We start from the raw sequence: 11,906 nt of genomic DNA on the forward strand, positions 1-11,906 counted from the left end.
CTCCACGACGGTGCCGAGGACGAGTCCCGCCGCCCCCGCCGCCGTTCGCTTCTCATCGCCCTCGGGGTGTTCCTCCTGGCGGGCCTCGTCCTCGGCACCGTCGTGGAGAACCGCCTCGGCAAGGACTCCTGGACCGCTCACCGGCGGGAGGGCATGGACGCGGTCCTCTCCCTCCCCTCCCAGTACCGGCTTCTCGAGACACAGTCGGCATCCGGTAGCCGTACCGTCACCTACGGCACCGGCGCCCTGCGCGTCCGCCTCACCGAATGGGACAAGGCCGCCGACTCGCCGCTCGCCGAAGCCCGCACCTTGGGCCGGGGCACGTCCAACCCGCAGTACACCCGCACCAGCTTCCGCGGGAACAAGGACGCGGTCCTCGCCGACACCGTCTACGAACAGTCGGGCACCCCGACCCGCGCCATGGCCCTGATCATCCGGACCGCTGATCACCGTATGTACGAACTGCGTGTGGACATGCCCAAGGGCACACCGGCGGAGAGGAAGGGCACCGCACTCTTCAAGGGCGCCCGCGACCGGCTCACCCTCACGGAAAAGTGATCAGGAAAATGGTCCGGCGTCGAATCGCCGGTGATCATCCCCGGTCAACGCCCTGATCAGCATGTTTGTTGCCAGTGATCACTGGCGTGATGGGGGTGTCCGGTGAAACCCGATTACCGACGGGTACCCAAAGCCCCCGCGGCGGCATACGCTGCCGCACATGACGGACTCGCAGGCCCCGGAAAAGACCGGTACGGAAACGACGACCGGCACGAACCCCCTCGCGCCGGCCCCCACAGGCGCCCGTACCGCCGCCGATGTGGTGACCCCGGAGCTGGTCGCCCAGCTCACGAAGGGTGTGGTCGGCTCCGGCCGGACCGCCAACCACTCACCGTTCACCGGTGAGAAGCTCGCCGACCTGCCCGAGTCCACACCCGAGGACGTGGCGAAGGCCTTCGACGCGGCCCGCGCCGCGCAGGCCCTCTGGGAGCAGACGCCGGTACGGCAGCGCGCCGCGGTCCTGCTCCGCTTCCACGACCTCGTCCTCGCCCGCCAGGCCGAGGTCCTCGACCTGATCCAACTGGAGACCGGCAAGGCGCGGTTGCACGCGCACGAGGAGGTGCAGGCCGTCGCCGTCGCGGCCCGCCACTACGGCCGTAAGGCCCCCGCCTACCTCAAGCCGAAGCGGCACACCGGCGCCGTCCCGACCCTCACCAAGGTCACCGAACTCCGCCACCCGCGCGGGGTAGTCGGCCAGATCGCCCCCTGGAACTACCCGCTCGAACTCTCTGTCGGCGACGCGCTCCCCGCCTTCGCGGCGGGCAACGCGGTCGTGATGAAGCCGGACACCGAGACCTGCCTCACCGCCCTCTGGGCCCGCGACCTCCTCATCGAGGCGGGCCTGCCGGCCGACCTCTTCCAGGTCGTCCTCGGCGAGGGCCCGGTCGTCGGCCCGGAGGTCGTCCAGCACGCCGACTACGTCTCCTTCACCGGCTCCACCCGCACCGGCCGCGAGGTCGCACGCAGCGCAGCAGGCCGCCTGGTCGGCGTCTCCCTCGAACTCGGCGGCAAGAACGCGATGGTGGTCCTGGAGGACGCCGACATCGAGAAGGCGGCGGCCGGCGCGGTCCGCGCCTGCTTCTCCTCCGCCGGTCAACTCTGCGTCTCCATCGAGCGGTTGTACGTCCACGAGTCGATCGCCGACACTTTCCTGGACCGCTTCGCCGCCCGCACGAAGGCGATGCGCCTGGGCACGGCCCTCGCGTACGGCGCCGACATGGGATCGCTCGCGGGGGAGCGGCAGTTGGAGGCGGTCACCCGGCACGTGGACGAGGCGGTCGCCAAGGGCGCCAGGCTCGTCGCCGGTGGCGTGGCCCGCCCCGACATCGGCCCGTACTTCTTCGAGCCCACCATCCTCGACGGCGTCGAGGCCCCCATGTCCGTCTGCGCCGAGGAGACCTTCGGCCCGGTCGTCTCCGTCTACCGCTTCACGACGGACGACGAGGTCGTGCACGAGGCCAACTCCACGCCGTACGGCCTCAATTCCTCGGTCTGGACGAAGAACGGCAGCCGAGGCCGCGCCATCGCCGCCCGCCTCCGCACCGGCACGGTCAACATCAACGAGGGCTACGCCTCCGCCTACGGCAGCGTCCAGTCCCCCATGGGCGGCATGAAGGACTCCGGCCTCGGTCGCCGTCACGGCTCCGAGGGCATCCTCAAGTACACCGAGGCCCAAACGGTGGCCCAGCAGCGGCTGTTGCCCATGGCTCCCTCACTGGGAATGACCGACGAGGCGTACGCGCAGTTCATGAGCCGCAGCCTCCGGGTGATGAAGGCGTTCCGGCTCAGGTAGACCACACCGCACCCGCACCCGCACGCGAAACTCAACGAGGAGACCCCGTGCCCCAGGACACCTACGACTACGACGTCCTCGTCGTCGGTTCCGGCTTCGGCGGCTCGGTGACCGCCCTCCGCCTGACCGAAAAGGGCTACACCGTAGGCGTGTTGGAAGCCGGCCGCCGCTTCACCCCGTCGACCCTCCCCAAGAACTCCTGGGACCTCAAGAACTACCTCTGGGCCCCCAAGCTCAACCTGTACGGCATCCAGCGCATCCACCTGCTGGGCAACGTCATGGTCCTGGCCGGCGCGGGTGTGGGCGGCGGCTCCCTGAACTACGCCAACACGCTGTACGTCCCGCCGAAGCCGTTCTTCGAAGACCCCCAGTGGCGCGACATCACCGACTGGGAAGAGGAGTTGGGCCCGTACTACGACCAGGCCCGCCGCATGCTCGGCGTACGGCTCAACCCGACGATGACCCCCTCCGACGTCCATCTGAAGGCCGCGGCCCAGCGGATGGGCGTCGGAGACACCTTCCACATGGCCCCCGTCGGCGTCTTCTTCGGCGACGGCGAGGACGCCGAGGGCACCACGAAGGCCAGGCCCGGCGAGCAGGTCGAAGACCCGTACTTCGGCGGCGCGGGTCCGGCCCGCAAGGCCTGCACCGAGTGCGGCGAGTGCATGACGGGCTGCCGGCACGGCGCCAAGAACACCCTCAACGAGAACTACCTCTACCTCGCCGAGAAGGCGGGCGCGGTGGTGCACCCGATGACGACGGTCGTGTCGGTCACCGACGACTCGCAGGGCGGCTACGCGGTGGCGACCCTGCCCACAGACGCGCGCCGCACCTCGGAAGGGCGGACCTTCAAGGCCCGCCGGGTCGTCCTCGCCGCCGGCACCTACGGCACCCAGACCCTGCTGCACCGTATGAAGGCGGGCGGGCAACTGCCGTACCTCTCTGAGAAGTTGGGCGAGCTGACCCGCACCAACTCGGAGGCGCTGGTCGGCGCGCAGACCAACAACCGCCGCTACCGCAAGGCGACGGGCGAGCGGCAGGTCGACTTCACGCGCGGAGTCGCCATCACGTCCTCGATCCACCCCGACGAGAACACCCACATCGAACCGGTCCGCTACGGCAAGGGCTCCAACTCGATGGGCGGCCTCTCCATCCTCCAAGTCCCGTACGCCGAGGGCTCGTCGAGGGCACTGGCCTGGCTGGCGAACGCGGCCCGCCACCCGCTCCTGGTCCTGCGCTCGCTCTCCAACCGGCACTGGTCGGAGCGGACCATCATCGGCCTGGTGATGCAGTCGCTGGACAACTCCCTGACGACGTACCTGAAACAGGACGGCGTGGGCAAAGGCCTGCTGACGGCACGTCAGGGCCACGGCGCCCCCAACCCCAAGCAGATCAAGGCGGCTTCGGAGGGCGCGGTGGCCATCGCCGCCGAGATCAACGGTTTCGCGGGCTCCAACGTCGGCGAACTCATGGGCACCCCGCTCACCGCCCACTTCCTCGGCGGCTGCCCCATCGGCGCCTCCCGCGAGACCGGCGTGATCGACCCGTACCACCGTCTCTACGGCCACGCGGGCATCTCGGTCGTCGACGGCTCGGCGGTCTCGGCGAACCTCGGCGTCAACCCGTCCCTCACCATCACCGCGCAGGCCGAGCGCGCGATGTCGTACTGGCCCAACAAGGGCGAGTCGGACCCGCGTCCGGAGCAGGGGCTGTCGTACGAACGCCTCAAGGCGGTGGAGCCGCATCGACCCGCCGTCCCCGAGGGCGCGTTCGGCGCGCTGCGGCTGCCGTTCCTGGGGATGCCGACGGTGCCGCCCAAGTCGTAGACGGAAAGCCCTGGTTGCCGTACAGACAGAAGGACCTGCGCCCCCCTCCGAGCGCAGGTCCTTCTTCGTCGAGCGAGCTACGGGTTACGCGCTCTCTCCGGCCTTGCGCCGACGCACCATGACGACCGTGCCGACACCCGCGACGACCGCCGCGCCGCCCACGAGCCCGATCACCGGGAGCGCGGAACTGGAGCCGGTCTCGGCGAGGTTGCCGGTCGGCAGGTCGGAGACCTCGCCCTGCGGCTTCTTCACCGAGGTGTCCTTGCCGCCGTCGCCCGGAGTGGCGGTGCCCGGGTCGGTGTTGCTGGAGCCGGCCTTCAGGACCTCGAAGTCGTACTCGGCCCAGCCCTCGGCGATGCAGTCTTGGCCCTTGACGTTGTCGAGGTAGGCGCCGGAACCGAAGGAGTAGGCGTCGCCGGCCGGGGCCTTGGCGCTGATGCTGACGCGCAGGTCGACGGTCTCGCTCTTCCCGGACTTCAGGGCGTCGACGTAGAAGAAGTAGTCACCGGCCCAGTCGTCGTCGCCGATGCGGTCCCAGGAGCCGGACTCGGGGTTCTTGAACTCCAGGTCCACGTACGGGCTCAGGAACTTCGACTCGTCGAACTCGAAGTTCTCGACCTCGGCGTAGAAGGCGACGCCTTCGACCGTGGTCTTCGACTCGTTGGTGACGGTCAGCTTGAAGTTGTGGAAGCCGTCGCCCGCGACGATCTTGCCCGGCAGGCCCTTGATGTCCGCGGACACCTTGGCGTCGGAGAAGTCCTCGTCCAAGTCCTCGCAGAACGGCACGTCCGGGTCCGTCGGCTCCCCGGTCGGCGTGGCCGAGGTGGTGGGCGTGGCCGACGTGGACTCGCTGTTGCTCGCCGAGGGCGTGCCCGAGTCGCTCGGCAGCGTGCTGCCGGTCGGCGAGGTGGAGTCGGACGGCGTCGCCGAGGTCGTGTCCGTCGGTGTCGGCGACGTCGACTCGCTCACGCTGTCGGTCGGCGTCGGCGACTCCTCCGCGAACGCGGCCGGCGCGGACAGCAGAGCGAGCGGAGCGATGACGGCCGTCGCGGCGGCCGCGGCCATGGCACGGCGAAGCTTCATGAAGTCCTCGAGAAGTCCGGTGTACTGCGGCAGCGCAGCACCCTGAGCGGAGGGCTCCGCGTGTGGGGCGCGGCTGTGACCCTTGGTTATGCAGAGGAGACCCGGGAAGCCTGCGAACGGTTGTGCCCACTCTCACCAGATTCTTATGTGGGCTGTGTCACACCCAAGTTCTCCTTGTGAACGGGCTTTCGGAACGTCTAGAACTTGGGGACGTGTCTGACAAGCCTGCCGAGGAGCCGTCCTCGCACCCGGAGATCCCCGACGATGTCTGGGAACAGTTCGCCCGCGACACGGAGCGCGACATCCGCGCCTCCGCCCCGAAGGAACCGTCCGCCCGCGCCCGCGAGGTGACCGAACGCCTGAAGAGGAGCGAGGCCGAGAGCAAGGCGAAGGGTAAGGGCAAGGGTAAGAAAAAGGGGCATGAGCCCGAGGGCTGGCGGACCGGCCCCGCCTGGCAGGAGATGAACGGGCGGGCCGCACGCAAGCGCCGTGTGTGGGCCGTCCTCGGTCTTCCGCTCGCCATCGCCGTCGCCGTGGTCGCGATGAAACCCTCGCTCATACCCGGCGACCCCTTCCACAAGGGCGACGGGAACGGCACCGGTGGCGCCGCCGCGGCCTCCCCGCTCGCGCCGGAGACGGCCGCCCCGACCGCCGCGCCCTCCGCCGTGGACCCCGAAGTCCCCACCCTGGACCGGCCGTTCGCCGGTTCACCCGCCCTGAACTGGGCGGACGGCACGGCCGGCATCGTCCTGCCGAAGGCGACAGCCGTGGGTTCGATCTCCAGGGACCGCGTTGAACTGGCCCTGCAGCAGGCGAAGATACTGCTCGTCAACGCCAACCTCGACCCGAAGACGATCCGCGGCGCCCGCCCGGCCGCCGCCCTCGCGGTGCTCGATCCGAAGCAGTCGGAGACGCTCGGCCGGTTGAAGACGTCCCTGGCCACCCCGACCGAACGGAACGACCCCACGCAGCTCTTCAGCCGCTTCGACCCCAAGAAGGTTCGGCTGGTCGGCACCGTCGTGAAGACGCGCGGACGCGTCACCTTCGCGAAGGACGTCCACGGGGGCGTCACCGTGCACACCGACTACACCTTCGTCTATCCGCTGGTCCGGACCGACGGCTCCACCGAGGTCGCCCGCACCATCGTCCGCCGCGTGATCGACGTCGAGATCCTCGATCCCGCCCGCTACCAGGTCACCCCCGGCCTGCTGACCCTCACCAAGTACGACGCGGACTTCGGCAACTCGGCCTGCGGGGTCTACAACGGCTACCTGAACCCGGAGTTCGACTCCGCGTCCCCCACGGGCGCCCCGCCCACGGGCCCGACGACGGACCCGTACGACCGGAGCCGGGACATCGGCAAGGGCGAGGCGACCTGCGGGACGGTCAGCCGGACCTGAGACCCGGTCGGGCCCGATCAGCACCGGTCGGGCGCGGTCGGTTCCGGTTGGTTCCGGGCGAGCGAAGGGCCCCGCGGGACGGAGCCGCGGGGCCCTTCTCCGTCAGCACCGACGTCAGGGCAGCGCCGGTGCCTGGGAGCGGCGCCGGGGGGTTGCGCCGCTTGTCTCGAATGCCCTGGGTCGGCGCCCCGGCGCGCGCGGGGCGCACGCTTGGTCTCGACCTCTGGCGGTAGGACGGTGCACTGCCGTGAGGCAGTCAATGCGGTTGTGTGGGTGGAGACTTGGGAACCCGGGGCGGGAGCGCCCGGGGAGTGCTCGGGACACCCGGAGGCTTTCTACGCATCGTGCTGGATGGACGCGGCCTCCGCAACCGTTCGATCCGGCTTTGTGCATTTTTGCATTTTCCGCCGGGCGGCCCCGGGCGTCCCCGGAGCCGTCCGTTCTTGGGTGACCGGGCTGCTGTCCCCTGCCGTCCGGTCACGACCCTGGAGCGAGGTCCCACGACGTACGGCACGATCCGTACGTCTCATCGCCCCAGCCGAGCCACGCGTGGTTCTTTCGGGCCCGCCCCTGGCTGGCACGGACACCACCCCCAACGAAGGGGTTCGAGGGGCGGTCACGCGCCGTACGGGTGAGACGGCGCTCGAACTCAGATCCGCCCCCGGGACAGTTCGAGCAGCGTCATCGCGAGGGAGGTGCCGGGCCGGCCGAGCGCGTCGCTGTAGTGACTGAGGATCTCGTTCTCCCGGCTCAGGTTCACCCGCCGCCCACCGGAGGCGATCCGCGCCTCCTGGACGACGGCGGAGACTGCCACCCGTTCCTGGATCAGCCCGATGATCCGGTCGTCGAGGGCGTCGATCCGCTCACGGGCGTCGGCGATGGTCTGCTCGGATGTGGTCGTGGTCATGGTGATACGGGGCTCCTCGTGTGGGCGGAACGCCTGGACCGACCGGACCGGGAAACGACAGGCGCCCCGGGCCTTGTCGGCCCGGGGCGCCTGGAAAGTCGCTTGTCAGTAACTCAAGCAGCTCGACCACGGCAGCCGGCGAGCCGGTTGCCATAGGTAAAGAGGGAGGTCGGGTGCGTGAGCATGGGGTCAGTATGCACGGGCCGGGGGCGCCTTTCCAAGCGGCGTCGGTCACATCCAGCCCGTTGGGGGTCCCCCTCTGGGGGAGTTTGAGGACGAGGCCCCTTCAGGGCCGAAGCGGGGGTCTGGGGGCGGCAGCCCCTGGCGGACGGGACCTGCCCCATGCCCGCCTCGGTAGAATCGCCAGCACAAAGACCCGCCCAACCGCCGGAAGGCCCCCGTGTCAGCAGCGACCCCCGCCCCCGACACCGTCCTGGTCGTCGACTTCGGCGCGCAGTACGCCCAGCTCATCGCCCGCCGCGTCCGCGAGGCCCGGGTCTACAGCGAGATCGTGCCGAGCACCATGCCGGTCGCCGAGATGCTCGCCAAGAACCCGGCGGCGATCATCCTCTCCGGCGGCCCGTCCTCGGTGTACGCGGAGGGCGCCCCCCGCCTGGACCGCGAACTCTTCGACGCCGGCGTCCCCGTCTTCGGCATGTGCTACGGCTTCCAGCTGATGGCCACCGCTCTCGGCGGCACCGTCGACAACACGGGCGCCCGCGAGTACGGCCGTACAGGACTGCATGTCTCCCGGTCGTCCTCCACCCTCTTCGAAGGCACCCCGGACGAGCAGTCCGTGTGGATGTCCCACGGCGACGCCTGCTCGGCCGCCCCCGAGGGCTTCACGGTCACCGCGTCCACGGACGTCGTCCCGGTCGCCGCCTTCGAGAACGACGAGAAGAAGCTCTACGGCGTCCAGTACCACCCCGAGGTCATGCACTCCACGCACGGCCAGCAGGTCCTGGAGCACTTCCTGTACCGGGGCGCGGGCCTGACCCCGTCCTGGACCACCGGCAATGTGATCGACGAGCAGGTCGCGGCGATCCGCGAACAGGTCGGCGACAAGCGCGCCATCTGCGGTTTGTCCGGCGGCGTCGACTCCGCCGTAGCGGCGGCCCTGGTCGCGCGCGCCATCGGCGACCAGCTGACCTGCGTCTACGTCGACCACGGTCTGATGCGCAAGGGCGAGACCGAGCAGGTCGAGAAGGACTTCGTGGCCGCGACCGGCGTCAAGCTCGTCGTCGTGGACGCGGAGGAGCGCTTCCTCACCGCGCTCAAGGGCGTCTCCGACCCCGAGCAGAAGCGGAAGATCATCGGCCGCGAGTTCATCCGCGTCTTCGAGCAGGCCCAGGCCGAGATCATCGCGGACGAGGGCCCCGAGGTCGCCTTCCTGGTCCAGGGCACCCTGTACCCGGACGTCGTCGAGTCCGGCGGCGGCACCGGCACCGCGAACATCAAGTCCCACCACAACGTCGGCGGCCTCCCCGAGGACCTCGAGTTCGAGCTGGTCGAACCGCTGCGCAAGCTGTTCAAGGACGAGGTCCGGATGGTCGGCCAGGAGCTGGGCCTCCCGGACGAGATCGTCCAGCGCCAGCCCTTCCCCGGCCCCGGCCTCGGTATCCGCATCGTCGGCGAGGTCACCAAGGACCGCCTCGACCTGCTCCGCGACGCCGACGCCATCGCCCGCGAGGAACTGACGGCGGCCGGCCTCGACCGCGACATCTGGCAGTGCCCGGTGGTCCTCCTCGCCGACGTCCGCAGCGTCGGCGTCCAGGGCGACGGCCGCACCTACGGCCACCCGATCGTCCTGCGCCCGGTCTCCTCCGAGGACGCCATGACGGCCGACTGGTCGCGCCTGCCGTACGACGTCCTCGCGAAGATCTCCACCCGCATCACGAACGAGGTCGCCGACGTCAACCGCGTCGTCCTCGACATCACCTCGAAGCCCCCGGGCACCATCGAGTGGGAGTAGTCCCGCTGGTCTGCGAGGCTCAGGTCCGCTTGAGGGTCCGCACCGGGCCTCCGGGCTTCCAGACCTGCACGACGAGATACGTCTCGTCCTCGACGTAGGTCCGCACGACCTCCGTCAGCTCGGTGCGGAAGAGGTGGAACGGCTCCGGCGGTTCCACCTCTTTCCTGTACGCCCCCTTCACCCCGGCATCCGTCACCTCCACCGCCCGCCCGCTCACCCGTACGTCCCCGCCGTGCGTGTCCGTACCCGGCCCCGGGTTCGCCTGGAGCGCGAAGCGCGCGTCCCGCCGTAGATCCAAGGCCTTGAGCGAGTCGGGCATCATCCCGAGCCACAACTCGCCGTCCAGGAACCGCACTTCGAGCCCGCTCGTGCGTGGCGAACCGTCCGCGCGCACGGTCGCGAGGATGTGGTGCGTGAAGGCCCCGAAGCGTGTCTCGACGATCGCGGCGAGGTCCGGTTCGGCGGCGGTGAAGGTGGCCCAGTTCGCTGTCATACGGCGAGTGTTCCGCCGATAACCGACATCCTCTGTCCTCTTTACCGACCTGCACTGCCCTTTTCGACCGACCGGCGGTAACTTCTCGCCCTTACAACAAACCCAGTGCTGGAGGACCGATGCACGGGCCGACGCCGCCCTCCCCCCTGCCCACCGACCAGCTGCGGTTCGCCATGCCGCCGATGCACGAGTCGGTCGAGGACGAACGCCGGCACCGCAAGGAACGGCTCGCGGGCGCCCTGCGCCTGTTCGGCCGGCTCGGCTTCGAGGACGGGGTCTCCGGGCACATCACCGCCCGCGACCCCGAGTTCAGCGACTGCTTCTGGGTCAACCCCTTCGGGATGCCCTTCCGGCACGTCACCGTGAGCGATCTGGTGCTGGCCAACTCGGACGGCCAGGTCCTCCAGGGCCGCCACCACGTCAACCAGGCCGCGTTCACCGTGCACTCCCAGGTCCACGCCGCCCGCCCGGACGTCGTCTCGGTCGCCCATTGCCACTCCGTGCACGGCCGCGCGCTCTCCGCCCTCGGCGACTTCCTCGACCCGATCAGCCAGGAGAGCTGCGCCTTCTACGAGGACCACGCGCTCTACGACGCCTACAGCGGGGTCTCCGTCGACGCCGAGGAGGGCAAGCGGATCGCCGCCGGGCTGGGCTCCCGCAAGGCGCTCGTCCTGCGCAACCACGGACTGCTCACCGTGGGCGACTCGGTGGACGCGGCGGCCTGGTGGTTCGTGTCCATGGAACGCTCCTGCCAGGTCCAGCTCCTCGCGAAGGCGGCCGGCCGCCCACTCCTCATCGACCACAAACTCGCCGTCGCCACCCGCGAACAGACCGGCGGCGACCTCGTCGCCTGGATCAACTACCAGCCCCTGTGGCAGGACATCAGCCGCAGCGAACCGGACCTCCTCAGCTGACGCCGACCGGCCGACGCGACTCAGTTGAACCCCCGCAGCACGGCCGCCTTGGTCATCCTGAACTCCTCGTCCGTGAGCACCCCTTCCCGGTGCAGCTCGCCCAACTCCCGCAGCCTGCGCAGGAGTACGTCGTGATGATCGGCCGGCGGCGGAACCGTGGCCAAACGCCGAGGGCGGTCCGGGAACTCCCCGTTGTCGAGTTCCCGGACCGACGGATGCGGCAGCCGCGCGGTCACCGCCGTCGCCACCAGCGCTGTGAGCAGATCGCGACGGGCGCTGCCCCACAGATCGAGGGCGTACGGGTCCTTCTCCGGCGGCAGTTTGGAGAACACGGTCTCGCGCGTCACGAACCGCATGAACCCGTCCTCGTACCCGGAGTTGGGCAGCCACTCCACCTGCACGAGGTCCCCCACGGAGACGATGCGCGGCCCGGTGGCACGCTTGACGCGCTCGGAGGTGTCGGCCCAGTCGATGCGCACCTGGGCGCCGTCGAAGGACACCGTGCCGTCGGAGGAGCGGACGGAGACCGGGACCGGCGGGCCGGGCAGGAGATAGGCCTTGGTGGGCTCCTTGGGGATCTGGTCCAGGAGCAGTCCGTGCCGGATCTCCTCCGCCACGTACTCGGCGACCCCGGACCGGTCGATGTCCACGATCAGCCGGTACGGATCCGCCGCGTCCGGCAGCCGTCCACCGGTCGCCTGGAGCAGCGGGTCGGCCCCCTCGCGCAGCCTCAGCCGCAGTCGGCCACGCTTGCGCTCGGGTTCGTAGACGACGCCCGCGACGGCTTCGAGGGGCACGGCGATCTCCCCGTACGTCTGCCGGAACAGCGGCACGGAGCGGTGAAGTCCCGGCGTGATACGGACCGTTGTGCCGTCGAAGGCCCAGGTCCCGTCGCGCTGGATGATCTCGGCCATAGAGAAATTCTCGCAGCCGGGTCAACACGGCGGCGCTCACTTCACCC

Annotated in this window: 9 protein-coding genes and 1 pseudogene; 6 read left to right on the forward strand and 4 right to left on the reverse strand. The window is 70.0% G+C overall.

Annotation, left to right across the window (positions count from 1 at the left end):
- The 3 genes and pseudogenes from JHN63_RS32850 to JHN63_RS32860 form a co-directional block, all read left to right on the forward strand.
- Positions 1-558 (forward strand): annotated as a pseudogene (locus JHN63_RS32850) (serine/threonine protein kinase); the annotation flags it as partial.
- 160 nt (positions 559-718) lie between these two features.
- On the forward strand, positions 719-2,350 hold the full coding sequence (locus JHN63_RS32855; protein ID WP_200687567.1) for a succinic semialdehyde dehydrogenase: 1,632 nt from the start codon (positions 719-721) through the stop codon (positions 2,348-2,350).
- Between the two features lie 47 nt (positions 2,351-2,397).
- Positions 2,398-4,176, forward strand: a complete 1,779-nt coding sequence (locus JHN63_RS32860; protein ID WP_200687569.1) for a GMC oxidoreductase — start codon at positions 2,398-2,400, stop codon at positions 4,174-4,176.
- 84 nt (positions 4,177-4,260) lie between these two features.
- Here JHN63_RS32860 and JHN63_RS32865 read toward each other — a convergent pair whose 3' ends face one another.
- Positions 4,261-5,259, reverse strand: a complete 999-nt coding sequence (locus JHN63_RS32865) for an LAETG motif-containing sortase-dependent surface protein (protein ID WP_200687571.1) — start codon at positions 5,257-5,259, stop codon at positions 4,261-4,263.
- Between the two features lie 212 nt (positions 5,260-5,471).
- Here JHN63_RS32865 and JHN63_RS32870 point away from each other — a divergent pair, with 212 nt between their 5' ends.
- Positions 5,472-6,659: a hypothetical protein gene (locus JHN63_RS32870; RefSeq protein WP_200687573.1), complete on the forward strand. Its 1,188-nt coding sequence runs from the start codon at positions 5,472-5,474 to the stop codon at positions 6,657-6,659.
- Positions 6,660-7,308: 649 nt separating this feature from the next.
- Here JHN63_RS32870 and JHN63_RS32875 read toward each other — a convergent pair.
- Positions 7,309-7,566: a chorismate mutase gene (locus JHN63_RS32875; RefSeq protein ID WP_200687575.1), complete on the reverse strand. Its 258-nt coding sequence runs from the start codon at positions 7,564-7,566 to the stop codon at positions 7,309-7,311.
- Positions 7,567-7,966: 400 nt separating this feature from the next.
- On the opposite strand from JHN63_RS32875, the gene guaA reads away from it, so the two are divergent.
- Positions 7,967-9,538 (forward strand): glutamine-hydrolyzing GMP synthase, encoded by a 1,572-nt coding sequence (guaA, locus tag JHN63_RS32880; RefSeq protein WP_200687577.1) that lies wholly within the window; start codon positions 7,967-7,969, stop codon positions 9,536-9,538.
- Between the two features lie 19 nt (positions 9,539-9,557).
- Here guaA and JHN63_RS32885 read toward each other — a convergent pair whose 3' ends face one another.
- A complete protein-coding gene (locus JHN63_RS32885) occupies positions 9,558-10,031 on the reverse strand; it encodes a pyridoxamine 5'-phosphate oxidase family protein (protein WP_200687580.1) in 474 nt (157 codons plus the stop codon).
- A gap of 119 nt (positions 10,032-10,150) precedes the next feature.
- Here JHN63_RS32885 and JHN63_RS32890 point away from each other — a divergent pair, with 119 nt between their 5' ends.
- Entirely contained in the window at positions 10,151-10,945 is a 795-nt protein-coding gene (locus JHN63_RS32890) for a class II aldolase/adducin family protein (RefSeq protein ID WP_200687582.1), read from the forward strand.
- 20 nt (positions 10,946-10,965) lie between these two features.
- Here the strand turns inward: JHN63_RS32890 and JHN63_RS32895 are convergent, their stop codons facing one another.
- Entirely contained in the window at positions 10,966-11,859 is an 894-nt protein-coding gene (locus tag JHN63_RS32895) for a DUF4429 domain-containing protein (RefSeq protein ID WP_200687585.1), read from the reverse strand.
- Positions 11,860-11,906: the final 47 nt, after the last annotated feature.

Source organism: Streptomyces sp. MBT65 (genome assembly GCF_016612545.1).
In the GTDB taxonomy this organism is placed as follows: domain Bacteria; phylum Actinomycetota; class Actinomycetes; order Streptomycetales; family Streptomycetaceae; genus Streptomyces.

What these genes read in the sequence shown, in the direction of transcription:
- JHN63_RS32895 (WP_200687585.1), bottom strand. Translation starts at nt 11,859, where the DNA reads ATGGCCGAGATCATCCAGCGCGACGGGACCTGGGCCTTCGACGGCACA.
- JHN63_RS32890 (WP_200687582.1), top strand. Translation starts at nt 10,151, where the DNA reads ATGCACGGGCCGACGCCGCCCTCCCCCCTGCCCACCGACCAGCTGCGG.
- JHN63_RS32865 (WP_200687571.1), bottom strand. Translation starts at nt 5,259, where the DNA reads ATGAAGCTTCGCCGTGCCATGGCCGCGGCCGCCGCGACGGCCGTCATC.
- JHN63_RS32885 (WP_200687580.1), bottom strand. Translation starts at nt 10,031, where the DNA reads ATGACAGCGAACTGGGCCACCTTCACCGCCGCCGAACCGGACCTCGCC.
- JHN63_RS32875 (WP_200687575.1), bottom strand. Translation starts at nt 7,566, where the DNA reads ATGACCACGACCACATCCGAGCAGACCATCGCCGACGCCCGTGAGCGG.
- JHN63_RS32855 (WP_200687567.1), top strand. Translation starts at nt 719, where the DNA reads ATGACGGACTCGCAGGCCCCGGAAAAGACCGGTACGGAAACGACGACC.